Consider the following 25,580-nt stretch of genomic DNA (forward strand, 5'->3'; position numbering starts at 1 on the left):
GGCTGCCCCCCGCGGCCAGCGTCAATAGCCGGCGCCGCGGTCCACCGCACGCAGCGGCGCCAGGCCTGCGCGCACCCGCGCGACCTCTTCGGCGAACTGTGCCACCACGGCCTCGATGTCCACGCTGCGGCAGGCATGCGGGGTCACGACCACGCGCGGGTGCTGCCAGAACGGACTTTCGGGTGGCAGCGGCTCATGCCGGAAGACGTCCAGCACCGCGGCGGCGAGGTGACCGCTGTCCAGCGCGGCCAGCAGGTCGGCGTCCACCACGTGCTCGCCGCGTCCGACGTTCAGCAGCGAGGCGCCCGCCGGCAGTTGGGCCAGCAGGCGCGCGTCGATCAGGTTCTCGGTGTCGGGCGTCAGCGGCAGCAGGTTGACCAGGATCTGCGAGCGGGCCAGCAGCGCCCGCAGGCCCGCGGCGCCTTCGAAGACGTGGATGCCGTCCTCCGACCGGCCCCGGCGCGCCCACGCGGCCACATCGAAGCCCACCTGCCGCAGCAGGCGTGCCGCGGGCGCCGCCATCGCACCGAAACCGAGGAAGCCGACGCGACGCACGCGCAAGGGCAGCGGGGCCCGTTTGCACCAACGCCGCGCGCGCTGGTCCTGCGCATAGGCCGGCAGCTCGCGATGCAGCTGCAGCACCTGGGTCAACACGTACTCGTTCATGAGCACATCGCCGCCCTGGGGTACCGGGCGCGTCAGTGGCACCCCGGCGGGAATGCCGCCGTCGCGCAGCAGGTGGTCCACGCCGGCATGCAGCGAGCCCACGAGGCGAAGCCGGGGCAGCGCCTGCAGCGCGCCGTGCGGGATGCGCGAGACGAGCGCGAACTCGATCTCCGTCGCATCTCCCACGTCGGGCCAGATGCGCACGGGCAGTTCGTCGCCGCAGTGCGCCTGCACCGCGGCGCGCAACTCCGGCAGGGGCACGGGCCCCGCATGCAGCAGCAGCGCCATCACTCGGCGCGAATGTTGTTGCGGCGGATCACCTCGCCCCAGCGCCGCTGCTCATTGGCCAGCAGCTTCGCAAACTGCTCGGGGGTGCCGGTGCTGATCTCGCCGCCCCCGTTGGCCGCGAACTGCTGCATCTCGGCCGAGGCCATCCCCCTGGCCGCCGCTTCGCGCACGCGCGCGATGACGGGCGCGGGCGTGCCCAGCGGTGCCATCAGCCCCATCCAGTAGTCTGCGCCGGCGTCCAGCACGCCCAGTTCCACCAGCGTGGGCACCCCGGGCATCAGGCTCGAGCGGGCGTCGCTGCTCAAGGCCAGCACCTTGACCTTGCCCTGCTTCATCCAGATCTGCGCGTTGGGCACGGTGTCGAAGTACATCTGCACCTCGTCGGCGGCCAAGGCCTGCACCGCGGCGGCAGAGCCCTTGTAGGGCACGTGCACCAGATCGAGCCCTGTACGGCTCTTGAACAGCTCGCCCAGCAGGTGGTTGGTGCTGCCCACGCCGGAGGAGGCGTAGTTCAGCTTTCCGGGCCGCTGCTTGGCGTAGGCCATGAAGTCGGCCAGGGTCTTGCCCGGCACCGAGGTGCTCACCATCAACACGCCCAGATAGTGGATGAGCAGCGTGATCGGAGCGAAGTCGCGCGCACCGTCGTAGGGCGGCTTCTCCAGCAGGAGCGGCGCGATCACCTGGTTGGTCGAGGTCGTGAACATCAGCGTGTAGCCATCGGCCGGCGAGCGCATCGCCGCCTGAGTGCCGATGGTGCCGGTAGCACCGGGACGGTTGTCCATGACCACGGGCTGGCCGAGCTCGATGCGCAGGCGGTCCGCCACCATCCGGGCGGTGATGTCCGTGGCGCCACCGGGCGCGAACGGCACGATCAGCTTGATGGGCCGGTCGGGATAGCCACTCTGGGCCGAGGCCCCGAAGGCGAGCGAGGCGGCACCGGCGGCTGCCGCCGTCAGCACGCGGCGGCGTGGGATGGAAGTGGGCATGCTCTGTCTCCTCGTGGCGGTCATCGCGCGGGCGCGGTGTGTCCGCCCAGCACCTCGGCCACCCAATCCGCCATGTAGTCGGTGGCAGGCGCTTGGTTGTCGACGTGGCAGTGCTCGCAGCCGCCTTCTTCGGCGGTGAAGACCCGCAGTTCGCGCCGCGCGCTATGGACGGCGGCGGCGTAGACCTGGTGCGCCTCGGTCACCGGCGTCTGCCGGTCATTGCCGCCGTGTGTGATGAGCAGCGGGCAGCGGATGCGCTCGGCGATGCCGCCCAGGTGCATGGGCGCCATCTTCGCGACGACGTCCTCGACGCCCTGCGCGCCGTACACCCACTCGGCATGTTCCAGATGGAAGTGCACCGCCTGTGCGAGTTGGCCCTTCAGGCGCTTCTCGAAAAGCGAGCCCCAGTCCCACACGCCGGTCCAGGCCACACAGCAGGCGAAGCGCGGCTCCAGTGCGGCCGAACGCACGGCGTGGTAGCCGCCCGCCGATGGCGCAATGATGCCGATGCGCGCAGGGTCCACGTCATCGCGACCCAGCAGGTATTCCAGGCTCGCGCGTGCCGGACGCTCGGTCTCGGGCATGCCGAGCAGGCCCTGCAGGCGCAGTGCCTCGCCCACGCCCGGATGGTCCACGATCAGCATCGAGATGCCGCGGCGGCGGAACTCCTCGTGGATCTGCATCAGGCAGATCGTCTCCTTCATGATGTCGAAGCCGTCGAACATCACCATGCACGGGCCCCGCCCGTCGCCGGCGCGCACGAACAGCGCCGGCAGCGTGCTGCCTTCGTAGGGCACGGCGCAGCGCTCCACGGGCTGCTCCAGCGTGGCCTGCCAGCCCGCGAAGCTGTCGAGCATGCGGTGGTAGACCGGCATGCGCTGCGGGTCGGCGTGGCGCATCTGACGCTCGGCCATCATGTAGTAGGTGCAGGCGCGCTGCAGCTTGCGCCCGGCGCTGAAAGCACGACCGGCGCGCAGGTCGACCTGGGCATGCTCCGACACGCGGTCTGCGACGCGCAGCCAGCTCTGCGTCCATGCGAGCGACGACGCCTCGCCTTTGACCGAGGCCAGCGGCCGCAGCGGCCTGCACGCTTCGTCGATCTCGCCGATGGCACCACCACAGGTCTCGGCCATCATTACCGCCAGGCTCCAGGCGTAGTTGTCGGGAAAGTATTCGAACATCGTCTCGTTTTTTTGAAGATTGCGGACGCACGCCTGCCACCCGGAGGGACCGCGCGGGTCCGGGACGGTGAGCGGCGGATCTGAAGCCGTCGGCCGGCTGGGGGGGGGTTCAGCCTCCCGAAGGAGGGCAGCAATGGATGTCTCGGTCTTCTCGTCTCCTTGTCCGATCAGCGTCGCGCGTGCAGTGCTGTCGTTGGCCCATCGGCGACGCCGGGTGACGCCTCAGTGAGCAGCACCCAGCATAGGAGTGCGGCCAGGTCGGGACCAATGGAATCTGACGATGGTTCGCATCACCACCGGCGATGCATGCGCGCATCCCAGCCGCGCTCAGTGGCGCAAGCGGGCTGTCTCGGCCTCTGCGGACGGCCGCTTCATGCTTGTCCGATGAAAGCTGCCGTCGATCAGGCGCGGGCCCTACTGGATCACCCCTGCCGCCACATTGATCGACAGCGCCAGCACCACCATGTTGAAGCCGAAGGACAGCACGCTGTGCAACAGCGTCAGCCGCCGCATCTCGCGCGTGGTGACCTGCACGTCGGAGACCTGCGAGGTCATGCCGACCACGAAGGCGTAGTACATGAAGTCGGTGTAGTCCGGGTCGGCCTTGCCCGGAAAGTCCAGCCCGCCTTCGTCCGGCGTGCCATCGTCGCGGTAGTAGCGGTGGGCGTAATGGAAGGCGTAGACGGTGTGGATCATCAGCCAGGACCCGGCCAGCGCGACCATGCCCAGCACGATGTGCGCGCCGCGCTCCACGCCGCCCAGTTGCTTGACCTGCTGCAGCAGCAGACCGATGGCGATCACGCTGCTGATGATGGCGGCCGACACAATGGCCAGGATGATCGGCCCTGGTGGATCGAGCGATCGGGCCCGGGCCTTGACCTGCGCCGCGTCGAAGATGCGCGCCTGCCAGGTGGCCCAGCCCAGGTAGGCGCCCACCGCGGCGCACCAGCCGAGCAGGCTGGCGGGCCGTGCGGCCATGCCGCCCGCCATGCACAGGCCTGCCACGGTCAGGCCGGCCAGGCCGCCGTAGGTCAGTCGCTGGGTGCCGTTGACATGTTGAAAGTGCCGTCGCATGCGACCACTTTAGCGGGCGCCGACTGCCGCCCATCTGACCCGCGGCGCGCTCGGCGCGCCGGCCTACACCAGGGCGCAGCTTCGCTGATAGGTTGCACGCCGATCAGCACTTCAGGAGCGGCACGATGACATCCAGCCTCAAGACGGGCGACAAGGTGAAGTGGGACACCTCCCAGGGTCAGACCACCGGCAAGGTGGTGCGCAAGGTCACGCACACCGCCCATGTGGCCGGGCACGAAGCCAAGGCCTCACCGGCCCACCCTCAGTACGAGGTCAAGAGCAGCAAGACCGGCAAGAAGGCGATCCACCATGCCGATGCGCTGAAGAAGGCCTGATCCGATGTCGCAGCCGAAGAGTGAGGACGTCTCGGAGATCGTGCGCGCGTTCAAGCATGCCGTGAACATGACGCCGGCCCAGTTGGAGAAGTGGCTGGAGACGGAAGCGTCAAAGACCGTCGGCTTCAAGGGTGCCGCAGGGGGTGAGTCCGTGGGCCACCGCTCCGGCCGCCGCATCGTGCGACTGCTGCACAAGAAGACGGACGACTTGACCGCTGGCGACGTGGCGCATATGCGCAAAGTGGTGGGCTATGTGAAGCGGCACCTGGCGCAGCGCCCCGACGGGTCGGTGCGCGACACACCTTGGCGCCAGTCGTTGATGAACTGGGGACACGATCCCATGCGGCACTGAGTGCCCGCGTGTGGGCTGATGCCGCCCGCCTCCTGCATCACAAAGACCAGCTCGCTGCCATGCTGGGACGCTGGCGGAAGCCTTCGTACCAGCTGGCCGTGGGCGCATGGCGTTCGCGCCAACTGAGGTCCGGAAAGCGCAAGTCGAGGTACCACATCGCACAGCCGATGGTGAGCGAACCCAGGTCCACGCGGCCGGCGAGCAGGTCCGGATGGGCATCGAGGTGGGCGAGCGAGGTTTCGATCTTGTCGAGCTGTGCGGCCCGCCATTCCGGCCAGCGGATCGATTCGGGCCGCGCGACGTCTTCATAGCGCGCGAGCAGTGCCGCGTCCAGCATGCCATCGCCGAGCGACTGCAGCGTGAGCGTGGTCCAGCGCGCCGCACCCGAGGCAGGGATCAGGCGACCGCCTGCCTGCACATCCAGGTATTCGCAGATCACCCGGCTGTCGTAGAGCACCTGACCGTCGTCGGTGAAGAACGTGGGCACCTTGCCGAGCGGGTTGTGGCCGATGATGGCCTGGTCGCGCTGGACCGGATGCGCGTTGGAAGGCAGCAGCTGGATCTGCCCATCCAGGCCGAGTTCGTGCGCGGTGACCAGGCACTTGCGCACATAGGGGGAGAAGGGCGAGAACAGGATCTTCATGCGTGGGACTCCGCAGGTAGGGTGTGAGCCAGGTGCTGGCCGGCCAGCCAGCCGAAGGTCAGCGCCGGGCCGAGCGTGATGCCGGGCGCAGGATACTGCCCGCCCATCACCGAGTGCATGTCGTTGCCGACCACGTGCAGGCCGGACACAGGCGTGCCATCGGCCGACAGGGCCTGAGCGTTGGCGTCGCAGCGGATGCCGCAGGCTGTGCCGATGTCGCCGGCGACCACGGCCACGGCGTAGAACGGCGCCTGGCGCAGCCGGCCCAGACACGGGTTGGGCTGGTGCTCCGCGTCACCCAGGTAGCGGTTGTAGGCGGTGCTGCCCTTGCCGAATTCCGGATCCACTCCATTCACACCGGCCTGGTCGAAGGCCTCGGCCGAGGCGCGCAACGCGGCGGGGTCGACCTTGATCTGCGCGGCCAGCGCCTCCAGCGTGTCTGCCTTGGCCAGGTAGCCCGCGCGCACGAGGTGGTCACGCGGTCGCCCGCCCGGCAGCGCCAGCCCCAGGCCCCAGCGCTCCATGAAGTCGCTGTCGCAGACCAGATAGGCCGGCAGGCTCGGCACCTCGGCATGCGAGCGGTACATGGCCAGCACGAACTCGTGGTACGAGGTCGATTCGTTGACGAAGCGCCGGCCCGCGGCATTCACCGCCATGAGCCCGGGCTTGGCCCGGTCCCACACCAGGTGGGGATACCGCACCTGCGTGCCATCCGGCTGGGTGAGGATCGACACCGGCGCCCAGAAGGCCGGGCTGAAGTGCCCCGTCCCCATGGCGGCGCCTGCCGCCTGGGCCAGCGTGATGCCATCTCCGGCATTGCCTGCGGGTGCCATGGACCAGGGCCCGGTCGGCGAGGGATACAGCCGCTCGCGCAGCGCCGCATTCCAGGGGAAGCCGCCCGTGGCCACCACGACGCCGCGGTGCGCCCGCACCCAGGTGGCCCGCCCGTCGCGCTCGATGCAGGCCCCCACCACGCGGCCCTCCTCCACATGCAGGGAAAGCAGCGGCGCGCGCAGCCAGTAGGGAATGCTGCGGTCCAGCACCGAGCGGAACAGCCGGCCCGCCAGCGCATTGCCCAGCACCAAGCGCGTGCCGCGGTGGTAGCCACGAAGCCGGTCACCGAAGTAACGCAGGACCAGCTTGACGCCCTCCTTCCAGGCCGTGAACGAGCGGGTGACGGCCAGCAGGTGCTTCACGTCGGTCATCGTCACCATCATGCCGCCCAGCACCATGAACTCGGGCAGCGGATCGCGCAGCTCCTTGAAGTGCGCGCCGAGGGTGCGGCCGTCGAACATCAGCGGGTCGAGCGAGCGCCCGCCCATCGCCGCACCGGGCCGGTCGGGGTAGTAGTCGGGCGAATGGGTGCGCGCGGCGAGCCGCACCTGCGTGTGCTGCGCCAGCGCATCCATCACCGGACCGGCCGCGCGCAGGAAGGCCTCCTGCATCTCGGCCGGCGCGGCGTCGCCGACGGTGTGGCGCATGTACGTCCACACCTTGTCGAAGTCGTCCGGATGGCCGGCGCCCGCGCTCTGGCTGTTGAGCGGCGCCCACACGGCGCCGCCCGACACCGCGGTGGAGCCGCCGATGCGCTCGGTCTTCTCGACCAGCAGCACACGGCAGCCGCCCACGCTGGCGCCGAGCGCCGCACTCATGCCCGCGGCGCCGCTGCCGATGACCAGCACGTCGACCTCTTCGTCCCACGTCGGTACAGTGACGCCGCTCATGCGCCGGCCCCTCCGAGCGACTTGCCACCGTCCACGAACAGCACCTGACCAGTGATGAAGCCGGTCTGCGGCGAGACGAGGAAGGACACGGCCTGGGCGATGTCCTCCGGCCGGCCGGCCTTGCCGGTGGGCTGCAGCGCCAGTTGCGCGGCCAGCCGCTCGGGCGTGAGTGCGCGCAGGATGGGCGTGTCGATCAGCCCCGGCGCGATGGCATTGACCAGGATGCCACGCGGCGCCAGCTCCATGGCGCTGGCCCGGGTGTAGCCCACGATGGCGGCCTTGGACGCCACGTAGTGCGGATGGTTGCGCGCACCCAGGTAGGCGCGCGAGGCGATGTTCACGATGCGGCCGCCCTCGGGCATGGTGCGTGCCACCTCCTGCGTGAGCGTCGCGGCCGCAATCAGGTTCACCTCGTAGGCGCGGCGGAAGTCGTCACTGCTCACCTCGCCGAACCTGCGCTCGTCGAACACGCCCGCGTTGTTGACCAGGGCCGTGACCGGCCCCAGCGACTGCACCAGCGCACGCACGGCCGGCTCGTCGGTCAGGTCCAGCACCCGGCCTTCCACGGCCAGGCCCTCGGCGGCGAGCCGGCCCGCCTCCTGGGCCACCAGCTCGGCCGCGCGGTCCAGCATCACCACCCGGAAGCCGTCACGGGCCAGACGCTCCACGGTGGCCAGGCCCATGCCGCTGGCACCGCCGGTGACCAGGGCCAGGGGAAGTCGGTCGTCGCTCATCGATGCACTCCTGCTCATGCCGAAAGAAAGCCGCCGTCCACCGGCAGCACGGCGCCATTGACATAGCTGGCCATGGACGAGGCCAGGAAGACCACCGGGCCCACGATCTCCTCCGGCTCGCCGCCGCGCTTCATGGGCACGCGGTCCATGTACCAGTCGGTGCCGCCCGGCACCGCCAGCTGGGGCCGCACCATCTCGGTCAGCATCAGGCCCGGTGCGACCGCATTGGCCCGCACGCCGTGCGGCGCCAGGTCGCGCGCCAGCGCCTGGGTGAAGGAGCGCACTGCGCCTTTTGACGCGATGTAGCCCGCAGAGGAGATGCCGCTCACGAAAGCCACGATCGAGGACAGGTTGACGATGCAGCCTCGCGTCTTCTTGAGCGCCGGCACGAAGGCATGCGTCACGTTGAACAGGCCCTGCAGGTTGACGTCGATGAGCCGGTCCCACACGTCGGCGGCCTGCGGGTCGTCGATGCGCGCCCGGCCGGAGATGCCGGCGTTGTTGACCAGCACGTCGATGGCGCCGATGCGGGCCTCCAGCCCCTGCGCCAGCGCGGCGGTGGCTGCCCGGTCGGTCACGTCGATGGCCTCGGCCCAGGCGGTGCCGCCGGCCGCGCGGATCTCGCCCGCCACGGCCTCGGCGCGCGGCAGGTCGAGGTCGGCCACCACCACGCGGGCACCCTGGCGCGCGAAGCCCAGGGCCATGGCGCGGCCCAGGCCGCCCCCGCCGCCCGTGATGAGGGCGAGCTTGTCGTCAAGAAGGTGCATGTCGTTGTCGTTGTTGGATGAAAGGACGCGCGGGCCTTCAGACGCCCAGGTAGGCGCGGCGCACGGCCGGGTCGGTCAGCAGGCGGTCCGAGGGCCCTTCCAGGCTTAGCTCGCCGTTCTCCAGGATGTAGGCGTGGCTGGCCACCCGCAGCGCCAGCCGCACGTCCTGCTCGACCAGCAGGATGGTCAGACCCTGCTCGCGGTTGAGCCGCTGGATGGTCTCGAAGATCTGCTCCACCAGCAGCGGCGACAGGCCCATCGACGGCTCGTCCAGGAGGATCATGCGCGGCCGCGCCATGAGGGCCCGGCCGATGGCCAGCATCTGCTGCTCGCCGCCCGACAGGGTCGAAGCCTTCTGCTCGCTGCGCTCCTTGAGCCGCGGAAAGGTCTGGAACACGCGCTCCAGGTCCTGCGCGATCTCGGCACGCGCCCGGCGCAGGTAGGCGCCCAGCTCCAGGTTCTCGCGCACGCTCATGTCCTTGAACACCTCGCGCCCCTCGGGCACCTGCACCAGGCCGCGGCGCACGATCTCGTCCGAGCGCAGCCGGCGGATGGGCTCGCCGTCGAACAGGATCTCGCCTGCAGACGGCTCGATGAGGTGCGAGATCGCGTTGAGCGTGGTGCTCTTGCCGGCCCCGTTGCTGCCCAGCAGCGCCACGATGGCGCCCTGCCGCACGCGCAGCGACACGCCCTGCAAGGCCTGGATGGCGCCATAGGAGGCGCTGACGCCCTTGAGTTCGAGCATCCATTCACTCATTCGCCGCTCCCTTGCCGAGGTAGGCCTCGATCACGCGCTCGTTGCGGCCGATCTCGGCCGGCGTGCCCTCGGCAATCTTCTCGCCGAAGGACATGACGGTAATGCGGTCGGAGATCGACATCACCAGCTGCATCACATGCTCCACCAGCAGCACCGTGATGCCGTCGCGGCGCGCCAGGTCGGACAGCAGATGGTCCAGGCTCTCGATGTCGCGGTTGCGCAGGCCGGCGGCCGGCTCGTCCAGCAGCAGCAGGCGCGGCTTGAGCGCCAGCGCGCGGGCCAGCTCCAGCAGCTTCTGGTGACCGAAGTCGAGTTCGCGCGCCACGGTGTCGCGGTCGTGGGTCAGGCCCACGCGCTCGATCAGGCTGTCGACCAGGTCGCGCGTCTCGCCCGTGGCGCGGCGCAGCAACGCGCGCGGACCGCGGGCACTGTGCGAATGGCAGCCCAGCAGCACGTTCTCGTACACGCTCAGCTCGCCGAACAGCTCCAGGTTCTGGAAGGTGCGGGCCACGCCCATGCCGGCCATCTGGTGCGGCCGCGCCCGGCTCACGTCCACGCCATCGAGCACGATGGCGCCCTCGGTGGGCTGGTAGTAGCGCGAGATGCAGTTGAAGGTGGTCGACTTGCCGGCGCCGTTGGGACCGATCAGCGCATGCACCGTGCCCTGCGCCACCTGGAACGACAGGTTGTTCACCGCCGTCAGGCCGCCGAAGCGCACGGTGATGCCGCGCACGTCGAGGAAGGGCTGCGTCGTCGCCGCCGGCTGCGCGCCGGCGGACCGGGTGGGGGCCTGGGCCTGCAGCCCGGCGTCCATGACCAGGGCGTTCATGCGGCACCGCCCTTGAGTGCGGCAGCGCCGGCGGCCGCCTGCGCGTGCGGTCGGGCGACGCGCTTCTTCGCATCGGCGAACAGCCCGCGCGGCTTGAACATCATGAAGCCCAGCAGGATGGCGCCATACAGGATCTCCTGGATCGACAGCGCCTGGCGCAGCATCTCCGAGATGATGCCGAAGGCCAGTGCGCCGGCCACCGCGCCGCGCACCGAGCCGATGCCGCCGACCACCACCATCGTGAGGATGAGGATCGTGGTCTGGAAGCCCAGGCTTTCCGGATGGATGAAGGAGATGAACAGCGTGTAGGTGCCGCCCGCGATGCCCGCGAAGGCGGCCGACACTGCAAAGGCCGACTGCTTCATCGCCCGCGCATCGATACCCATGGCCATCGCAGCAACGTCGCTTTCGCGCACCGCGCGCAGGGCCGAGCCGAACTGCGAGCGCGACAGCCACACCGTCACCCCGAGCATCAGCGCCGCGATGCCCACCACGAAGGGATAGGCCTGCAGGTCGTTGGTGAGCGTGAGGCCCAGCATCTGTGCCGGCTGCATGCGCATGCCGTTGGAGCCACCCGTCACCGACTCCCAGTTGAGAAACACCCACTGCATGGCCTCGCCGAAGGCGAAAGTGGCCAGCGCCAGGTAGATGTCGCGCATGCGCAGCGCGAGCAGGCCGATCACGTAGCCCAGCGCAGCCGCGACCAGGCCACCGGCCAGGATCGACAGCACGAAGGGCGGATGCCAGTGCGTGTTGATGAGCCCGGCCACGTAGATGCCGATGCCGTAGAAGGCCGTGTGCGAGAGGGCGAACTGCCCGGCTTCGCCGATCACCACATGCATGCCCAGCGCGAGGATCACGAAGACCATCAGCAGGTTCACCACGTACAGCACGTAGCCGCTGGCGAAGAAGGGAATCGCACAGAGCACAACGGCCAGCACGGCCAGCGCCCAGGCGTCCAGGGGGAAACGTCGGGAGGGGGTCGTCATACTTTCTTCACCTGCACCTTGCCGCCGAGCAGGCCCTGGGGCCGCACGATCAGCGTCACGAGGATCGCCAGGAAGGGCGCGACCACGATGGCGTTCGTCGAGATGAACAGGCCCACCATGTTCTCGACCACGCCGATCAGCAGCCCGCCCAGCACGGCGCCGGGGAGGCTGGTGAAGCCGCCCACGATGGCCGCCGCATAGGCCAGGATGGCGATGTGCGCGATGTCGGGCGTGACCAGCACTTTCGGCGTGATCAGCAGCGCGGCGATGCCGGCGATCAGGCCCGCGAGCGCCCACACCATCATGCGGATGCTCGACAGACGGATGCCCACGATCTGCGCCGCCTTGGGATTCATGCCCACCGCGCGCATGGCCTTGCCGATGCGGGTGTGCGTGAACATGAAGTAGATCAGCAGCATCACCGCCACGGCCACGCCGAAGATGGCGATGTCCAGGTGCGTGAGCGCGGCGTCGCCGATCATCACCGTGTCGTTGGAGACCAGGGCCGGCAGCGACCGGGGCGTGTCGCCCAGGCCGGTCTGCCGCACCAGGCCCTTGAGCAGGTAGGCCAGGCCCAGCGTCGCGATGACCAGTTGCACGCCGACGCCACGCGAGCGGGTGACGCGTTCCATCACCACGCGCTGGAACAGCGCCCCGCCCACCGCCATGGCGACCAGCGTGATCGGGATCACCGCGGCATAGGGCAGCTTGACCAGCAGCAGCAGGCTGAGGGCGACGTAGCCCGCCATCATCAACATCTCGCCCTGGGCGAAGTTGGGCACGTCGGTGGTCTTGAAGATGGCAACGATGGCCAGCGCCAGCAGCGCGTACACGCTGCCGGTCACCAGGCCCGACAGCAGACCCTGCTGCAGGAACAGCCAGATTTCATCGAGGCTCATGCGTGGACCTTGTGCGTCGACTGCAGGCGGGCCGCCCCGCGGGGCGGCCGTGGGTGGCGATGCGGTGCACTCACTTGGGCTGGTACGTCCAGGCGCTGGCGTAGCTGCCGGGCACCACCGTCTTGTTCTCGCCGTCGAACTTCAGGTAGATGGCGGACTTCTGCGCCGCATGGTCCGACGGCGTGAAGACGATGGGACCGGCCATCACCTTGGAGTCGAAGTTGGTCTTCGACATGGCATCCAGGAACTTCTCGCGCGTGGGCTGCGGGCCGGCGGCCTTCAGCGCATTGACCACGGCCATCGCCGACGGGATGCCGTAGGGCATGTAGGTCTGCGGATAGCCGGGTTTGGCGGCCAGTTCGGGGTAGTACTGCTTGTACATGTCGTACACCCACTTGAGCTTGTCGCCCCCGGCCACGTCCAGCATCACCTCCTGCAGGTAGACGTTCTTGAAGGCGTCCTTGCTGCCCACGTTCTCGACCAGCTGCTTGAGGTCGGCCGTGCCGTTGACGGCGATCACGATGGGCTTGTTCCAGCCCAGCTCCTGCGCCTTCTTGACCAGCAGGCTCACGGGACGGGCGTAGGTGGTGACCAGCAGCACGTCGGGGTTGGCGGCGCGGATCTTGAGCATCGGCGCCGTCACGTCGGTGATGTTGGGATTGATGGACTGCACCTGCAGCGTGGCGCCCAGCTTCTTGGCCTGGAATTCGGCCGCCTCCAGGTTCCATCCGCCGTAGGCGTCGTCGTGATTGAGGTAGCCGATCTTCTTGGCCTTGAGGTGCTCCGCCGCGAACTGCACCATTGAGCCGCCCACCGCACGCTGCGAGATCGAGAAGGCGCCGTAGATGTACTTGGACGGCGGATACAGCGCACCATCGCCCGAGGCGTTGAGCATGATCATCGGGATCTGCGAGCGCTCCACGTACTCGCGCGCACCCACCACCGGACCCGAGCACGAGCCGCCGTTGAGCAGGAACACCTTGTCCTGCTCGGTCAGCTTCTTGACCGCGGCCAGCAGATCGTTGGCGTTGCAGCGGTCGTCCTCGACCACCAGTTCGATCTGCCGGCCGTGGATGCCGCCTTCCTTGTTGACCTTGTCGTAGTACATCTTGGCGGCATTGATGACGTCGAAGCCGTAGGCCATCGAGTTGCCCGAGAGCGGGCCGAACATGCCGATGCGGATGGTCTTGTCGGTCAGGCCGGGCTCGGCCTGCGCCTGGGCACCGAAAGCCGCGGCCGTGAGCGCGGCGGCAAGCAGTCTCTTGAACAGGGGGGTCATGCGTGTCTCCTTGGGATGGATGGGGCGGAACGCGGCGTCAGGCCTGCACGGCGGCAGGCGCTGCGGCGTCCTCTTTCTGGAAGCCGGGCCGGGGGATCAGGCCCAGCCAGGTCTGGGTGAGGCCGCCGTCGACCAGGATCTCCTGGCCATTGACATAGGCGGCCTGGTCGCTGGCCAGGAACAGCACCGCCTGGGCGATGTCCGCTGGCGTGCCGATGCGGCCGGCCGGCACGATGCGCTCGCGCAGCGTGCGCACGGCGTCCTGGGCATAGATGCCCTCGCTCATGGGGGTGCGGATCATGGCGGGGCTGACGAGGTTGCTGCGGATGCGGCTTTCGGCCAGCTCCACCGCCAGCAGGCGCGACAGCATGGCCACGCCGGCCTTGCTGACGCTGTAGGCACCGCTGAAGGGCTGGGGCACGCTGCCGGAGACGGAGCCCACATGCACCATCGCCCCGCCGCCCTGCTCGCGCATCTGGCGGCCGAACTGCTGGGCGCACAGCAGGTAGCCACCCAGGTTGACGGCCAGCAGCTGGTTCCACCGGTCGATGGGCAGGTCCAGCAACGCGCCCGCGTACAGCGCACCGGCGTTGTTGACCAGCACCTGCGCAGGCCCAAGCTGGCGGTGCACGGCCTCGGCCGCGGCCTGCACGCTGGCTTCGCGGCTCACATCGCAGGCCAACGCGATGGCGCGGCCGGCGGGGGCGCCGAGCGTGTCCAGCGCGCGGGCCGCCTGGGCACCGTCGAGGTCGAGCAGGGCCACGCGCGCACCGGCGCCCAGCAGTTGCCGCGCCACCTCGGTGCCGATGCCGCCGGCGGCGCCGGTCACCACGCAGACGCGGTCGGTCAGGCCAAGCCAATTCGGCGCAGTGGCCGGGTAATCGTTCAACGTTGTCTCCGTCGGATCATCACAGGCGGCGAATTATGTATACCTGACACGAATAAAACGTCCGGGTTAACCCGTTGAATCGGCGTTTTAGGCCTCACATGTATACTCAATGCCGACTAGAAACAGAGGGTATTCCGATGAAGACGCTGGCGCAGAACGTCACGGACACGCTCCGCGACTGGATCCTCCATGGCCAGTTCAAGCCCCTGACGCGGCTGGAGGAACTGCCGCTTGCACAGCAGCTGCAGGTGTCGCGCACGCCCGTGCGCGCGGCACTGGCCACGCTCGCCAGCGAGGGCCTGATCGACCACCAGCCCAAGCGCGGCTATGTGGTGCGCGGCTTCGACCTGGAGGCGATCGCGGCGGCGTACGAGGTGCGGTCGGTGCTGGAGGGGCTCGCTTGCCGCAATGCGGCCCAGCGCGGCCTGGACGCCGCACAGGTCGGCCGCCTGCGCGAGAACCTGGCCATCGGCGACGCGATCCTGGCCAAGGGCAGGCTGGAGCCGGCGGACCACGAGCCCTACCAGCGGATGAATGTCGAGATCCACGACACGCTGCTGGAGGCCTCGGGCAACGACTGGGTCTGCCGCTTTGCCGAGCAGGCGCAGAACATCCCTTTCGCGTCGGACCGCATCATCCTGTGGGACGACCATCCGATCATCCTGCGCTCGCACGGCGACCATCACCGCATCGTCGAGGCGGTGATCGGCGGCGACGCCGCACGTGCCGAGCAGCTGATGCGCGAGCACGTCTACTACGCCGGCCTCATCCTCCGTCGCAACTACGAGGCGTTGCTCGACGCCGGCAAGGACGCGCCGGGGCTGCGCCCTTCGCGCCGTTCAGACGATGGCGCCCCGGGCGCCGGCTGAGACGGGCGAGGCGTCCGCAGTCGCAGCGGCGTCCCCGAACTCGCGGCGGATCGCACTGCCCTGCGCGTCCAGCGCCGGCGCGGGCGCAAACTCTTCCGCCTCCCAAGGCACCGACCAGGGCGACGCGGGCACCTGGGCCGTCATGCCGTTGACGGCCATGGGCCGCGTCTTCAGCTGGGGGTGGGCGATCAGGTCGTCCACCGAATTGATGCTGCCGTAGGCCGTCTGGGCCTGCCTCAGGCGCCGGCGCATCTCCTCGCTGGTCTGGGCGGCGAACACCTCGGCCACCGCGCCGTCCACATAGGTCCGGTTGGCCACGCGCACCGCGTTGCCGGCGCACCGCGGGTCCTGCAGCAGCTCGGGCCGCTGCAGCACGGTGCGGCAGAAGTCGGCCCACTCGCGTTCGTTCTGGATCGACAGCACGATGTCGCGGCCATCGGCACAGCGGAAGGCACCATAGGGCGCGATGGTCGGATGCCTGAGGCCCACCCGCTGGGGCGCGCTGCCGCCGTAGCGGGTCTGCAGGTAGGGCACGCTCATCAGCTCGGCGGCCGATCCGAACAGCGACACCTTGACCGCCGCGCCCTCGCCGGTGCGCTCGCGCTGCATCAGCGCCTGCTGGATGCCGATCAGCGCATTCATGCCCGCCGTGATGTCGCACAGCGACACGCCGATGCGGCCCCATTCGCCCGGCGCACCGCTCACCGACACCAGGCCGCTCTCGGCCTGGACCAGAAGGTCGTAGGCCTTGAGCTCGCGCAGCGCGCCCTCGTCGCCGTAGCCGGTGATGTCGCAGGTGATGAGGCGCGGGTGGCGCTCGCGCAGCGTGGCCGAGCCGATGCCCAGGCGCTCCGTGGCGCCGGGCGCCAGGTTCTGGATGAACACGTCGGCGCGGGCGAGCAGGCGCTCCAGCAGGGCCAGGTCGTCGGCCTTCTTGACGTCGAGCGCGATGGATTCCTTGCCCCGGTTGATCCACACCCAGTAGGACGACTCCCCGCCCACGGTGCGGTCGTAGCCGCGGGCGAAGTCGCCCTCGCTGCGTTCGATCTTGATGACGCGGGCGCCTGCATCGGCGAGGCGGCTGCTGCAGTAGGGGGCGGCCACGGCCTGTTCCAGGGCCACCACGAGGACGCCCTCCAGCGGGCCGGCGGGCCGGCGGTCGGCGGCGCGGGAGGAAGTCGGGTCCGGGGCTTGGTCATGGGTCGTCATGGGCTGGATTCTGGAAGCGCGCCACCCTGCGCCGGAATTGCTTTCGTGCAAATCCAGCCTTGCCGGGCAGGCAAGGCTGCCCTTTCCCAAAGGCGGGACGACCATCTGCTGGACACCCACATCGTCATCGACGTGCTGAAGCGGCGCCCCATCGCGAGAACGGGGTGAGCCCGCGCAGCTGACCGCTGAAGTGCCCATGCGCCTGCGGGCACCCGTCAGCCGCCTCGCTCCTGGGGCGCCGCCGCGCACGCCTCCAGGTGGGCCATCAGCGTGCCCAGCGGCGTCTGCCCCGGCGGCTGGGCGCGCGTGCACAGCTGCATGCGGCGCACGGCCCAGTCGTCGGCGAGCGGCAGCACCTTGAGCTGCAGCGCATGCGCGAAGCTGCCAGCCGCCGCCAGGGGCAGGATGCCGACGCCCAGGCCGGCCTGCACCGCGCGGCACACGGCCTCGAAGCTGCGCACCTGCACCCGCAGCGCCATCGGCCGGCTCTGCGCCGAGGCCTGGGCGGTGATGAGGCGCGTGAGCGTGCTGCTGCCCTCCAGGCCCACCAGGTCGCGGTCCAGCAGGTCGGCGAAGGCCACCGTCTCGCCCACCGGCGCATCGGCTTCGCGGGTGACGGCGGCCAGCCGGTCGCTGCGGTAGGGCCGCACCCACAGGCCCGACACGTCGCAGCCTTCCACCACCACGCCCACATCGGCCTCGCCGGCACGCACGCGGCGGGCGGCCTCGTCGCTCCAGCATTCCTCCAGCACGATGCGCGCCCCGGCATGGCCTGCCTGGAAGCGCGCCACGTCGCCGGGCAGGAACTGCGACATGGCCGAGGTGTTGCCATGCACCCGCAGCACCGCGAAGTTGCCGGCCGCGTAGTTGACCATCTCGGCGCGCATCTGCTGGACGTCGGCGATCACGTTGCGCGCCAGTCGCAGCAGGTGCTCGCCGGCCGGCGTGAGCTCCAGGCCGCGCGAATGGCGCGCGAAGAGCGTGGCATTGAACTGGTGCTCCAGCTGCATGAGCCGGCGGCTGGCCGCCGGCACCGTGATGTGGCTGGCCTCGGCCGCGCGGGTGAGGTTGCGCAGCTCGGCCGCGCGCACGAAGAGGGCCAGAGAATCGATGTCCGGGAGCATGGCGGCCGATTCTGCCGCCGCACCGGCTTGTCTTGCAGTTCGTGCAAGGCGGCGTTGATCGCTTTCCAATTCACGGCTGCCGCCGCGCTGCCTACATTGCGATGCGTTGCATGCACGAGACCACGGGTGAACACCATGAGCCAAGGCCAACTCCAGGACAAGATCGCCGTCGTCACCGGCGGCGCCGCCGGCTTCGGCGAAGGCATCGTCCGCCTCTACGTGGCGGAAGGCGCCCGCGTGGTCATCGCCGACCTGGACGCCACCAAGGGCGAGGCGCTGGCCGCCGAGCTGGGCAGCGCAGCGCGCTTCTGCCGCTGCGACGTCTCCAGCGGCAGCGACGTGCAGGCGCTGGTCCAGACGTGCGTCGCGGCCTTCGGCGTGCCCGACATCGTTGTCAACAACGCCGGCACCACGCATGCCAACCAGCCCATGTTGAACGTGGACGAAGCCACCTTCGACCGCATGTTCGCGGTCAACGTGAAATCCATCTTCCACATGGCGCATGCCGTGGTGCCGAGGATGCGCGAGCGTGGGCAGGGCGGTGTGATCCTCAACGTGGGCTCCACGGCGGGCATCCGGCCGCGGCCCGGACTCACCTGGTACAACGGCAGCAAGGGCGCGGTGAACCTGCTGTCCAAGTCGATGGCGGTGGAACTCGGCCCCGACCGCATCCGCGTCAACGCCATCTGCCCGGTGATCGGCGAGACCGGCCTGCTGGAGAAGTTCATGGGCGTGCCCGACACGCCCGAGAACCGCGCCCGATTCATCGCGACCATTCCGCTGGGCCGCATGTCGCGCCCCTCGGACGTCGCGGCCACGGCCCTGTTCCTCGCCAGCGACGCGGCCGGGTTCCTCACCGGCATCGAGATGCCGGTGGACGGCGGGCGCACCGTCTGATGGCCGCCCTGCACCGCCCGCCACGCAGCTACCTCTTCGTGCCGGGCGACCGGCCCGAGCGCTTCGCCAAGGCCTGGGACAGCGACGCCGACGCCGTCATCCTCGACCTGGAGGACGCCGTCGCGCCGCAGGACAAGGACGCCGCCCGGGCGGCGGTGGCCGGCTGGCTGTCGGCCGAGCGACCGGTGTGGGTGCGCATCAATGCCGGCGACACGGCGGCCTTCGAGGGCGACCTGCAGCTCATCGGCCGGCCGGGCCTGGCAGGGCTGATGGTGCCCAAGGCCGAGGCGCTTGCGCCCGCCCTGCTCGCCGCGGCCACGGCGGCCGACTGCCCGCTGCTCGCCCTGGTGGAGACGGCCCGTGGCATCGCCCTGGCCCAGGAGATCGCCCGCACGCGGGGCGTGGCCCGGCTGGCCTTCGGCAGCATCGACTTCCAGGCCGACCTGGGCATCGAGAGCGAGGAAGGCCTGCTGCCCTTCCGCAGCATGCTGGTGCTGGCCTCGCGGCTGGCAGGCCTGCCGCCGCCCGTGGACGGCGTCTGTACGGCGCTGGACGACGCCGCCGTGCTGGACGCCGACAGTCGCCGCTCGCGCGCCCTGGGCTTCGGCGGCCGGCTGTGCATCCATCCGAAGCAGGTCGGCACCGTGCATGCCGCCTGGGCGCCCACACAGGCCGAACAGGCCTGGGCCCGGCGCGTGGTCGAGGCCATGGACGCCAGCGGCGGCAGCGCGGTGCGCGTGGACGGCAGGATGGTCGACCAGCCCGTGCTGATCCGGGCCCGCCAGCGGCTGGATGCGGCCGACATGGGGCGGCGCCCGCGCGGCGGCTGACGGGCGCGGGCGCGTGCAGGCGGCTTGGCCGCCTGAGCGTTTTCCTTGCACAACAAAGGCCAATCACGCTCCAGACACGCATGCCTACCTCAACATCCGCAGGAAATCGTTGATCCCGGTCGAAATCGATCCAGAAGTTGCAGGATATGTGCGCAGCCCTCTGCCTACAGTAGAGCCTTTCCGACCATCCCTACGACTCTGGAGCCAACGATGTCCGACCTCTTCGACAACCCCATGGGCCTGTGCGGCTTCGAATTCGTCGAATTCGCCTCCCCCACGCCGAATGTCCTGGAGCCGCTGTTCGAGAAGATGGGCTTCACGCTGGTGGCCAGGCACCGCTCCAAGGACGTGCTGCTCTACCGCCAGGGCGGCATCAACTTCATCGTCAACCGCGAGCCGCGCAGCCCGGCCGCCTACTTCGCCGCCGAACACGGTCCCTCGGCCTGCGGCCTCGCCTTCCGCGTGAAGGACTCGCACCACGCCTACAGGCGCGCCCTGGAGCTGGGCGCCCAGCCCGTCGAGATCGCCACCGGCCCCATGGAACTGCGCCTGCCGGCCATCAAGGGCATCGGTGGGGCGCCGCTCTACCTGATCGACCGCTACGAGGACGGCAAGTCCATCTACGACATCGACTTCGAATTCCTGCCCGGCGTCGAGCGCCATCCGCAAGGCCACGGCTTCCAGGTGGTGGACCACCTGACGCACAACGTCTACCGCGGCCGCATGAGCTACTGGGCGGACTTCTACAGCAAGCTCTTCAACTTCCGCGAGATCCGCTACTTCGACATCAGCGGCGAGTACACCGGCCTCACCTCCAAGGCCATGACCGCACCGGACGGTCTGGTGCGCATTCCGCTGAACGAGGAATCGCGCCAGGGCGGCGGCCAGATCGAGGAATTCCTGATGCAGTTCAACGGCGAGGGCATCCAGCACATCGCCCTGCTGACGGACAACCTGCTCGAGTCCATCGACCGGCTTCAGATGGCCGGCGTGCCGCTGCTCACGGCGCCCAACGACATCTACTACCAGAACCTGGACAAGCGCCTGCCCGGTCACGGCCAACCCGTCGGCGAACTGCAGGCCCGCGGCATCCTGCTGGACGGCACCACGGAAGGCGGCCAGCCGCGCCTCCTGCTCCAAATCTTCTCGGAGCCCACGCTGGGCCCGGTCTTCTTCGAATTCATCGAACGCAAGGGCGACTACCGCGAAGGCTTCGGCGAGGGCAACTTCAAGGCCCTGTTCGAGTCGCTGGAGCGCGACCAGATCAACCGCGGCGTGCTGAAGGTGGACGACAAGGCCGCCGAGAAGGAAGCCGCGTGAGCGCAGCGCCCGCTCGGCTCGACGGCGAGGCATTGACCGCGCAGCTCCAGGCGCTGCCGCACTGGCGCCATGCGCCGGATCGCGGCGGCCTGATCGTGCGCGAATTCGTCTTCGCCGATTTCGTGGCCGCCTTCGGCTTCATGGCCCAGGCGGCCCTGCATGCGGAGCGCATGAACCACCACCCCGAGTGGTTCAACGTCTACAACCGCGTGCAGGTCACCCTGACCACGCACGATGCCAACGGCCTGTCGGCCAAGGACATCGAGATGGCCGGCCTGATGGACCGGCTGGCCACCGCCCTCGGCGCCCGCGCCCCCGCCTCCTCCACCTAGGAGCCCTCCATGCTGCAGACCACCGACACCGCGCCGGCCAAGCATGGCCTGGCGGCGGGGAGCGAACACGCCCCCGCGCGACCCGACTGGACCATCGACCAGGACTGGGGCCGCTACACCGCCGAAGAACACGGCGTGTGGCGCACGCTCTTCGAGCGCCAGAGCCGCTTGCTGCCTGGCCGGGCCTGCGACGAATTCATCCGCGGCATGCAGGACCTGCCCATCGGCCCCGAGCAGATTCCCGACTTCGAACAGATGTCCAAGGTGCTGCGCCAGCGCACCGGCTGGGAAGTGGTGGCCGTGCCGGGCCTGGTGCCCGACGACGTGTTCTTCGAGCACCTGGCCAACCGCCGCTTTCCGGCCGGCCAGTTCATCCGCAAGCCGCATGAGCTGGACTACCTGGAAGAGCCCGACGTCTTCCACGACGTGTTCGGCCATGTGCCCATGCTGATGAACCCGGTGATCGCCGACTACATCCAGGCCTACGGCGAAGGCGGCCTCAAGGCCAACCGGCTCGGCATGCTGGAGAAGCTGGCCCGGGTGTACTGGTACACGGTGGAGTTCGGCCTGGTGCAGCAGAGCGATGGGTTGCGCATCTATGGCGCGGGCATCGCCTCCTCGGCCAGCGAGACGCGCTTCGCCGTCGAGGACGACTCGCCCAACCGCATCCGCTTCGAGCTGGCGCGGGTGATGCAGACGCACTACCGCATCGACGACTTCCAGGAGACCTACTTCGTGCTGGGTCACCTGGACGAACTGCTGGAGCTGGCCCGCATCGACTTCGCGCCGCTCTACCAGCGCCTGGCCGATGCGCCGGAGCATGAGCCGGGCGACGTGCTGCCCGGCGACACGGTGCTCACACGCGGCAGCGGCCGCTACCACGCGGCGCGTCGCAACGCGGCCACGGCCTGAAGGAACTGCCGTCCATGACACCCTCCTCCCCTACCCGGAAGATCGTGCTGATCACCGGTGCTTCCGGCCAGCTGGGCCGCGCCGTCGCGCAGGCCTTCCTCGACCAGGGCGCGCGGCTCATCCTGCTGGACCGTCACCGCGGCGAGCTGCCCGATGGCGAGGACCTGCGCCATGTGACGGCGGACCTTGCCGACCGCGCGCAGGTCGTGCAGCACATCGGCGAGGCTGCCGCACAGATGGGCGGCCTGCACACGGTCTGCCACATCGCCGGCGGCTTCCGCATGGGCGAGGCGGTGCACGAAACCAGCGCCGCGAACTGGGACTTCCTGATGGACCTGAACGCCCGCTCGCTGCTGCATATCGCCGCGGCCACCGTGCCGCTGCTGCTCAAGCAGGGCGGCGGCCAGATCGTGACGGTGGGCGCCGGCGCCGCCGCCCGTGGCGGTGCGCAGATGGGCGCCTACAGTGCGTCCAAGAGCGCGCTGATCCGCCTGACCGAGTCGATGTCGGCGGAACTGAAAGACCAGGGCATCCGCGTCAATTGCGTGCTGCCCTCGATCATCGACACGCCGGACAACCGGCAGTCCATGCCCGATGCCGACTTCGGCCGATGGGTGACGCCCCAGGCCCTGGCGGAGGTGATCGCCTTCCTGGCCTCCGACGCGGCGCGCGCGATCCACGGCGCGGCGATCCCGGTCAGCGGTCGGGTCTGACGGCCGCCCAGGCGCTCGGCGCGAGCGGCGCCCCGCTCCCTCGCGGCCTGGCATCGGGGTAGTTGCGGTCCTCGTGACCCCATTGATCGAGCCGCTGCCCCATTCGGTTCAGCTCGGAATGCCCAGCAGCTGCTTCACCAGGCCGTACTGCGCATCGAGCATCGAGGTGCCGAGCGAGATCCGGCAGCCGCGGGCCTGCGCCGCCATCAGCAGCGGCGTGAGCGCGGGCGTCATGATGATTTCTGCCACATCGGTGGAAGCGGCGAGCCGACCGACGTCCATGGGCAGCGGATCGCCCTCGTGCATGCCCATCGAGGTGGTGTTGATCACCACGTCGAATCCACGCGGATCGTCCGGCCCCGACTCGGCGGCGCAGCTTGGCCATGCTGCCTCTACCGCCTGAGCCAGTGCCTGCGCGCGCGCCGCCGTGCGGTTGTGGATGACCAATGCGCTGGCGCCCGCTTCTGCGACGGCGAAAGCCACCGCCCGCCCCGCGCCGCCCGCGCCCAGCTGCAGCACGCGGCGGCCTGCCAGGCCGATGCCGCTGGCGGCCAGGCCGCCCACGAAACCCTGACCGTCGAGGTTGTCGCCAGTGAGGCGGCCTTCGGGATCGCGGCGGACGAAGTTGACCGCGCCGATCAGGCGCGCGCGCGGCGTGACCGCATCCAGCAGCGACATCACCTCGATCTTGTGCGGGATGGTGACGCCGAAGCCCCGCACGTTCTGCAGCAGCCGCAATGTGCCGATGACGGTGGGAAGGTCCGACGGGCGCACATGCAGCGGCGACACCGCCATGTCCAGCCCCTCGGCCGCGAAGCGCGCGTTGAGCCGGTCCGAGCCGACCACATGCGCGACCGGATCTGCCAGGATGAACAGGATGCCGGTACGGCCTGTGATGCGAAGGGCGGCGCTCAACGCGCGTCCCCTGCGGCCAGCGCACGGCGCACCGCCTCGGCCACCGCGGGCGGCGTGAGGCCATGGCGCTCGAACAGCCAGGGCATCGAGGCGCCCTGCGCGAACTGGTCGCGCACGCCCAGGCGCAGCAGGCGCGCGCCGCCCCCGGCCTCGGCCATCGCCTCGGCGACGGCCGAGCCCAACCCGCCGATCACCGAATGGTTCTCCAGCGTCACGATCAGCCGGCGCTGCCGGGCCTGCGCACGCACGAAATCGTCGTCGAAGGGCTTGCGCGTGTGGGCGTTGGCCACGGCCACGCCCAGCCCCCCGGCCCGCAGGCGCGCGGCGGCGGCCAGTGCCACCTCGACCATCAGGCCACTGGCGAGCAGCAGCACCTCGCCCTCATCGGCTTCCAGCGGCTGGATCTCGCCGATGCGCAGCGGCATCCAGGGCGTGCCCGCGGGCAGGGCCTGGCTGGCGCGCAGCAGGCGCAGGTAGACGGGCCCCTTGTGGTCGGCGGCCGCGCGGACGGCGGCGGGCACCTGGGCCGGCCCGGCCGGCTCGATCACCGTCATGTTCGGCAGGGCCCGCATCAGCGCCACGTCGTCGATGGCCTGGTGGCTCACGCCGAGGATGGTGGCGAGCCCGGGCAGGAAGCCCACGATCTTCACGTCGGCCTTGGGGTAGGCCACCTGCATGGCCACCTGGTCGTAGGGCCGCCGCGTGGCGAAGACGCAGAAGGTGTGGACCCACGCCTGCATGCCGCTGCGCGCCAGTCCGCCCGCCACGCCGACCATGTTGGCCTCGGCGATGCCGGCGTTGATGAAGCGCTCGGGCAGCGCATCGCGGAACAGGTCGGTCTCGGTGGAGCTGCTCAGGTCGGCCGACAGCGCCACGATGTGGCCGCGCTCGCGCGCCAGGGCCAGCAGTGTCTCGCCGTAGTAGCGTGGCACGGCGGCCGGACTGGTGGCCGCGGCATCTGCGGCCGGCGCGACGGCATGCGCGCCGCCCTGGGTGAAGTCGTCGACGACGACGGCATCCGCCTGCGCCGACGGGGAAAGGGTGGCATCACGCATGGGGGGCCTCCAGTTCGGCCAGGGCCGCATCGGCCAGATCGGCAGGCAGCCTGGCGTTGTGGCTGATCACCCCCTCCAGCGCACGCACGCCCTTGCCCGGCACCGTGGTGGCGATCAGGATGGTGGGCTGGGCCCGGTTGGCCCGGGCCAGGCCGAAGGCCGCGACCAGGGCATCCAGGTCATGGCCATCGACCTCGATGGCCTGCCAGCCGAAGGCGCGCCACTTGTCGGCGATGGGCGCGAGCTTCAGCACCTGGTCGGTGTGGCCCTCCACCTGCATCCAGTTCAGGTCGAGGATCACGCACAGGTTGCCCAGCTTCTGCGAGCCCGCGAACATCGCGGCCTCCCACACCTGGCCCTCTTCGAGTTCGCCGTCGCCGAGGATGACGTTGACCCGCCAGTCCCCACCCGACAGCCGCGAGGCCAGCGCCATGCCGGCGGCGGCCGAGACGCCCTGCCCCAGCGAGCCGAAGGTGCCTTCGACCACCGGCCCCAGGCGCTCGGAGACGTTGATCTCCAGCGCGGAGCCGTCCACGACGTAGCCGGCCAGATCGGCCTCGGGAATCATCCCGCGCAGCGCCAATGCCGCATGGAAGAGCGCCGAGTTGTGGGCGGTCGAGAGGATGCAGCGGTCGCGCCGCGGCCAACGCGGCTCGGCCGGATCGATGGCCGCCTCGTGGAAGTAGAGGCTCGCGAACAGCTCGGCGGCACCCAGGCCCTGCTGCACATAGCCCTGGCCGTGGCGGCGCACCAGTTGCACCACCTGGCGGCGCAGCAAGCGGGCCACCTCGCGCAGCTCGGAGGTCGGCAGGACCAGGCGGCCTGCCGCCTGCCAGCGCGGATCGACACCGGTCGCCGTGGCTGTCCGACGCCCGGCTTCACCCGCGCCGCGGGCACCGTCCGGCTGGATCGGGCGGGCGCTCATAAGGCAACCTCCATCTTGACGCTGCCCCGGACAGGTGCTGAGGTGGCGAACCGACTTCCGTGCCCTCGTGGTGACTGCCCGTGGCGC

The 25,580-nt window shown here is 69.9% G+C and carries 28 protein-coding genes; 9 read left to right on the top strand and 19 right to left on the bottom strand.

Going from position 1 to position 25,580, the window contains the following annotated elements; translation table 11 throughout:
• Positions 1-21: 21 nt before the first annotated feature.
• The 4 genes from ABIC63_RS21120 to ABIC63_RS21135 form a co-directional block, all read right to left on the bottom strand.
• Entirely contained in the window at positions 22-954 is a 933-nt protein-coding gene (locus ABIC63_RS21120; RefSeq protein WP_294371080.1) for a 2-hydroxyacid dehydrogenase, read from the bottom strand.
• Positions 954-1,940, bottom strand: coding sequence for a Bug family tripartite tricarboxylate transporter substrate binding protein (locus tag ABIC63_RS21125; RefSeq protein ID WP_354321241.1), 987 nt, complete (start codon positions 1,938-1,940; stop codon positions 954-956). The genes ABIC63_RS21120 and ABIC63_RS21125 overlap by 1 nt, the downstream gene beginning before the upstream one ends.
• 20 nt (positions 1,941-1,960) lie before the next feature.
• Positions 1,961-3,121, bottom strand: coding sequence for an alpha/beta hydrolase family protein (locus tag ABIC63_RS21130; protein WP_354321242.1), 1,161 nt, complete (start codon positions 3,119-3,121; stop codon positions 1,961-1,963).
• 414 nt (positions 3,122-3,535) lie between these two features.
• Positions 3,536-4,195 carry a DUF1345 domain-containing protein gene (locus ABIC63_RS21135; RefSeq protein ID WP_354321243.1) on the bottom strand — a complete coding sequence of 220 codons (660 nt, stop codon included), beginning with the start codon at positions 4,193-4,195 and terminating at the stop codon, positions 3,536-3,538.
• Between the two features lie 125 nt (positions 4,196-4,320).
• On the opposite strand from ABIC63_RS21135, the gene ABIC63_RS21140 reads away from it, so the two are divergent.
• Positions 4,321-4,530 carry a hypervirulence associated TUDOR domain-containing protein gene (locus ABIC63_RS21140; protein ID WP_114803656.1) on the top strand — a complete coding sequence of 70 codons (210 nt, stop codon included), beginning with the start codon at positions 4,321-4,323 and terminating at the stop codon, positions 4,528-4,530.
• A 4-nt stretch (positions 4,531-4,534) separates the two neighbouring features.
• Positions 4,535-4,882 (top strand): DUF3140 domain-containing protein, encoded by a 348-nt coding sequence (locus tag ABIC63_RS21145; RefSeq protein WP_294371110.1) that lies wholly within the window; start codon positions 4,535-4,537, stop codon positions 4,880-4,882.
• Between the two features lie 37 nt (positions 4,883-4,919).
• Here ABIC63_RS21145 and ABIC63_RS21150 read toward each other — a convergent pair whose 3' ends face one another.
• From ABIC63_RS21150 to ABIC63_RS21195, 10 genes are all read right to left on the bottom strand, one after another.
• Positions 4,920-5,525 (bottom strand): glutathione S-transferase, encoded by a 606-nt coding sequence (locus ABIC63_RS21150; RefSeq protein ID WP_354321244.1) that lies wholly within the window; start codon positions 5,523-5,525, stop codon positions 4,920-4,922.
• Positions 5,522-7,249, bottom strand: a complete 1,728-nt coding sequence (locus ABIC63_RS21155; RefSeq protein WP_354321245.1) for an FAD-dependent oxidoreductase — start codon at positions 7,247-7,249, stop codon at positions 5,522-5,524. The genes ABIC63_RS21150 and ABIC63_RS21155 overlap by 4 nt, the downstream gene beginning before the upstream one ends.
• Positions 7,246-7,983 (bottom strand): SDR family NAD(P)-dependent oxidoreductase, encoded by a 738-nt coding sequence (locus tag ABIC63_RS21160; RefSeq protein ID WP_354321246.1) that lies wholly within the window; start codon positions 7,981-7,983, stop codon positions 7,246-7,248. Before ABIC63_RS21160 ends, ABIC63_RS21155 begins: the two co-directional genes overlap by 4 nt.
• A 14-nt stretch (positions 7,984-7,997) precedes the next feature.
• On the bottom strand, positions 7,998-8,750 hold the full coding sequence (locus ABIC63_RS21165; protein ID WP_354321247.1) for an SDR family NAD(P)-dependent oxidoreductase: 753 nt from the start codon (positions 8,748-8,750) through the stop codon (positions 7,998-8,000).
• Positions 8,751-8,787: 37 nt separating this feature from the next.
• On the bottom strand, positions 8,788-9,507 hold the full coding sequence (locus ABIC63_RS21170) for an ABC transporter ATP-binding protein (protein ID WP_294371126.1): 720 nt from the start codon (positions 9,505-9,507) through the stop codon (positions 8,788-8,790).
• Complete coding sequence (locus ABIC63_RS21175; protein ID WP_354321248.1) at positions 9,500-10,336, bottom strand: ABC transporter ATP-binding protein; 837 nt, start codon at positions 10,334-10,336, stop codon at positions 9,500-9,502. The genes ABIC63_RS21170 and ABIC63_RS21175 overlap by 8 nt, the downstream gene beginning before the upstream one ends.
• Complete coding sequence (locus tag ABIC63_RS21180; protein ID WP_354321249.1) at positions 10,333-11,325, bottom strand: branched-chain amino acid ABC transporter permease; 993 nt, start codon at positions 11,323-11,325, stop codon at positions 10,333-10,335. Before ABIC63_RS21180 ends, ABIC63_RS21175 begins: the two co-directional genes overlap by 4 nt.
• Positions 11,322-12,224 (bottom strand): branched-chain amino acid ABC transporter permease, encoded by a 903-nt coding sequence (locus ABIC63_RS21185; RefSeq protein ID WP_294371134.1) that lies wholly within the window; start codon positions 12,222-12,224, stop codon positions 11,322-11,324. The genes ABIC63_RS21180 and ABIC63_RS21185 overlap by 4 nt, the downstream gene beginning before the upstream one ends.
• Before the next feature lie 70 nt (positions 12,225-12,294).
• Positions 12,295-13,503, bottom strand: a complete 1,209-nt coding sequence (locus ABIC63_RS21190; RefSeq protein WP_354321250.1) for an ABC transporter substrate-binding protein — start codon at positions 13,501-13,503, stop codon at positions 12,295-12,297.
• A 37-nt stretch (positions 13,504-13,540) separates the two neighbouring features.
• Positions 13,541-14,392 carry an SDR family NAD(P)-dependent oxidoreductase gene (locus tag ABIC63_RS21195; protein ID WP_354321251.1) on the bottom strand — a complete coding sequence of 284 codons (852 nt, stop codon included), beginning with the start codon at positions 14,390-14,392 and terminating at the stop codon, positions 13,541-13,543.
• A 137-nt stretch (positions 14,393-14,529) separates the two neighbouring features.
• Here ABIC63_RS21195 and ABIC63_RS21200 point away from each other — a divergent pair, with 137 nt between their 5' ends.
• A complete protein-coding gene (locus tag ABIC63_RS21200) occupies positions 14,530-15,261 on the top strand; it encodes a GntR family transcriptional regulator (protein ID WP_294371142.1) in 732 nt (243 codons plus the stop codon).
• Here the strand turns inward: ABIC63_RS21200 and ABIC63_RS21205 are convergent.
• Positions 15,232-16,470: a CaiB/BaiF CoA transferase family protein gene (locus ABIC63_RS21205; RefSeq protein ID WP_354321252.1), complete on the bottom strand. Its 1,239-nt coding sequence runs from the start codon at positions 16,468-16,470 to the stop codon at positions 15,232-15,234. The two genes, ABIC63_RS21200 and ABIC63_RS21205, sit on opposite strands and share 30 nt — an antisense overlap.
• A 215-nt stretch (positions 16,471-16,685) precedes the next feature.
• Positions 16,686-17,594: a LysR family transcriptional regulator gene (locus ABIC63_RS21210; protein WP_354321253.1), complete on the bottom strand. Its 909-nt coding sequence runs from the start codon at positions 17,592-17,594 to the stop codon at positions 16,686-16,688.
• Positions 17,595-17,729: 135 nt separating this feature from the next.
• On the opposite strand from ABIC63_RS21210, the gene ABIC63_RS21215 reads away from it, so the two are divergent.
• From ABIC63_RS21215 to ABIC63_RS21240, 6 genes are all read left to right on the top strand, one after another.
• Entirely contained in the window at positions 17,730-18,491 is a 762-nt protein-coding gene (locus ABIC63_RS21215; protein ID WP_354321254.1) for a glucose 1-dehydrogenase, read from the top strand.
• Positions 18,491-19,321, top strand: a complete 831-nt coding sequence (locus ABIC63_RS21220) for an HpcH/HpaI aldolase/citrate lyase family protein (protein WP_354321255.1) — start codon at positions 18,491-18,493, stop codon at positions 19,319-19,321. Before ABIC63_RS21215 ends, ABIC63_RS21220 begins: the two co-directional genes overlap by 1 nt.
• Before the next feature lie 210 nt (positions 19,322-19,531).
• Entirely contained in the window at positions 19,532-20,641 is a 1,110-nt protein-coding gene (hppD, locus tag ABIC63_RS21225; protein ID WP_354321256.1) for a 4-hydroxyphenylpyruvate dioxygenase, read from the top strand.
• Complete coding sequence (locus ABIC63_RS21230) at positions 20,638-20,973, top strand: 4a-hydroxytetrahydrobiopterin dehydratase (RefSeq protein WP_017757976.1); 336 nt, start codon at positions 20,638-20,640, stop codon at positions 20,971-20,973. The genes hppD and ABIC63_RS21230 overlap by 4 nt, the downstream gene beginning before the upstream one ends.
• Positions 20,974-20,982: 9 nt before the next feature.
• On the top strand, positions 20,983-21,885 hold the full coding sequence (gene phhA, locus ABIC63_RS21235; RefSeq protein WP_354321257.1) for a phenylalanine 4-monooxygenase: 903 nt from the start codon (positions 20,983-20,985) through the stop codon (positions 21,883-21,885).
• 14 nt (positions 21,886-21,899) lie between these two features.
• Positions 21,900-22,598, top strand: a complete 699-nt coding sequence (locus ABIC63_RS21240; protein ID WP_354321258.1) for an SDR family oxidoreductase — start codon at positions 21,900-21,902, stop codon at positions 22,596-22,598.
• Positions 22,599-22,706: 108 nt separating this feature from the next.
• On the opposite strand, the gene ABIC63_RS21245 is transcribed toward ABIC63_RS21240, so the two are convergent.
• From ABIC63_RS21245 to ABIC63_RS21255, 3 genes are read right to left on the bottom strand one after another with little or no spacing between them, the layout of a single operon-like run.
• Positions 22,707-23,513 carry a shikimate dehydrogenase family protein gene (locus ABIC63_RS21245; protein ID WP_354321259.1) on the bottom strand — a complete coding sequence of 269 codons (807 nt, stop codon included), beginning with the start codon at positions 23,511-23,513 and terminating at the stop codon, positions 22,707-22,709.
• Positions 23,510-24,568 carry a transketolase family protein gene (locus tag ABIC63_RS21250; protein WP_354321260.1) on the bottom strand — a complete coding sequence of 353 codons (1,059 nt, stop codon included), beginning with the start codon at positions 24,566-24,568 and terminating at the stop codon, positions 23,510-23,512. The genes ABIC63_RS21245 and ABIC63_RS21250 overlap by 4 nt, the downstream gene beginning before the upstream one ends.
• Positions 24,561-25,493, bottom strand: coding sequence for a transketolase (locus ABIC63_RS21255; RefSeq protein WP_354321261.1), 933 nt, complete (start codon positions 25,491-25,493; stop codon positions 24,561-24,563). The genes ABIC63_RS21250 and ABIC63_RS21255 overlap by 8 nt, the downstream gene beginning before the upstream one ends.
• Positions 25,494-25,580 lie beyond the last annotated feature (87 nt).

This window comes from Pseudacidovorax sp. 1753, from assembly GCF_040544975.1.
GTDB lineage: Bacteria > Pseudomonadota > Gammaproteobacteria > Burkholderiales > Burkholderiaceae_C > Xenophilus.

What these genes read in the sequence shown, in the direction of transcription:
- ABIC63_RS21120 (WP_294371080.1), bottom strand. Translation starts at nt 954, where the DNA reads ATGGCGCTGCTGCTGCATGCGGGGCCCGTGCCCCTGCCGGAGTTGCGC.
- ABIC63_RS21125 (WP_354321241.1), bottom strand. Translation starts at nt 1,940, where the DNA reads ATGCCCACTTCCATCCCACGCCGCCGCGTGCTGACGGCGGCAGCCGCC.
- ABIC63_RS21130 (WP_354321242.1), bottom strand. Translation starts at nt 3,121, where the DNA reads ATGTTCGAATACTTTCCCGACAACTACGCCTGGAGCCTGGCGGTAATG.
- ABIC63_RS21135 (WP_354321243.1), bottom strand. Translation starts at nt 4,195, where the DNA reads ATGCGACGGCACTTTCAACATGTCAACGGCACCCAGCGACTGACCTAC.
- ABIC63_RS21140 (WP_114803656.1), top strand. Translation starts at nt 4,321, where the DNA reads ATGACATCCAGCCTCAAGACGGGCGACAAGGTGAAGTGGGACACCTCC.
- ABIC63_RS21145 (WP_294371110.1), top strand. Translation starts at nt 4,535, where the DNA reads ATGTCGCAGCCGAAGAGTGAGGACGTCTCGGAGATCGTGCGCGCGTTC.
- ABIC63_RS21150 (WP_354321244.1), bottom strand. Translation starts at nt 5,525, where the DNA reads ATGAAGATCCTGTTCTCGCCCTTCTCCCCCTATGTGCGCAAGTGCCTG.
- ABIC63_RS21155 (WP_354321245.1), bottom strand. Translation starts at nt 7,249, where the DNA reads ATGAGCGGCGTCACTGTACCGACGTGGGACGAAGAGGTCGACGTGCTG.
- ABIC63_RS21160 (WP_354321246.1), bottom strand. Translation starts at nt 7,983, where the DNA reads ATGAGCGACGACCGACTTCCCCTGGCCCTGGTCACCGGCGGTGCCAGC.
- ABIC63_RS21165 (WP_354321247.1), bottom strand. Translation starts at nt 8,750, where the DNA reads ATGCACCTTCTTGACGACAAGCTCGCCCTCATCACGGGCGGCGGGGGC.
- ABIC63_RS21170 (WP_294371126.1), bottom strand. Translation starts at nt 9,507, where the DNA reads ATGAGTGAATGGATGCTCGAACTCAAGGGCGTCAGCGCCTCCTATGGC.
- ABIC63_RS21175 (WP_354321248.1), bottom strand. Translation starts at nt 10,336, where the DNA reads ATGAACGCCCTGGTCATGGACGCCGGGCTGCAGGCCCAGGCCCCCACC.
- ABIC63_RS21180 (WP_354321249.1), bottom strand. Translation starts at nt 11,325, where the DNA reads ATGACGACCCCCTCCCGACGTTTCCCCCTGGACGCCTGGGCGCTGGCC.
- ABIC63_RS21185 (WP_294371134.1), bottom strand. Translation starts at nt 12,224, where the DNA reads ATGAGCCTCGATGAAATCTGGCTGTTCCTGCAGCAGGGTCTGCTGTCG.
- ABIC63_RS21190 (WP_354321250.1), bottom strand. Translation starts at nt 13,503, where the DNA reads ATGACCCCCCTGTTCAAGAGACTGCTTGCCGCCGCGCTCACGGCCGCG.
- ABIC63_RS21200 (WP_294371142.1), top strand. Translation starts at nt 14,530, where the DNA reads ATGAAGACGCTGGCGCAGAACGTCACGGACACGCTCCGCGACTGGATC.
- ABIC63_RS21205 (WP_354321252.1), bottom strand. Translation starts at nt 16,470, where the DNA reads ATGACGACCCATGACCAAGCCCCGGACCCGACTTCCTCCCGCGCCGCC.
- ABIC63_RS21210 (WP_354321253.1), bottom strand. Translation starts at nt 17,594, where the DNA reads ATGCTCCCGGACATCGATTCTCTGGCCCTCTTCGTGCGCGCGGCCGAG.
- ABIC63_RS21215 (WP_354321254.1), top strand. Translation starts at nt 17,730, where the DNA reads ATGAGCCAAGGCCAACTCCAGGACAAGATCGCCGTCGTCACCGGCGGC.
- ABIC63_RS21220 (WP_354321255.1), top strand. Translation starts at nt 18,491, where the DNA reads ATGGCCGCCCTGCACCGCCCGCCACGCAGCTACCTCTTCGTGCCGGGC.
- hppD (WP_354321256.1), top strand. Translation starts at nt 19,532, where the DNA reads ATGTCCGACCTCTTCGACAACCCCATGGGCCTGTGCGGCTTCGAATTC.
- phhA (WP_354321257.1), top strand. Translation starts at nt 20,983, where the DNA reads ATGCTGCAGACCACCGACACCGCGCCGGCCAAGCATGGCCTGGCGGCG.
- ABIC63_RS21240 (WP_354321258.1), top strand. Translation starts at nt 21,900, where the DNA reads ATGACACCCTCCTCCCCTACCCGGAAGATCGTGCTGATCACCGGTGCT.
- ABIC63_RS21250 (WP_354321260.1), bottom strand. Translation starts at nt 24,568, where the DNA reads ATGCGTGATGCCACCCTTTCCCCGTCGGCGCAGGCGGATGCCGTCGTC.
- ABIC63_RS21255 (WP_354321261.1), bottom strand. Translation starts at nt 25,493, where the DNA reads ATGAGCGCCCGCCCGATCCAGCCGGACGGTGCCCGCGGCGCGGGTGAA.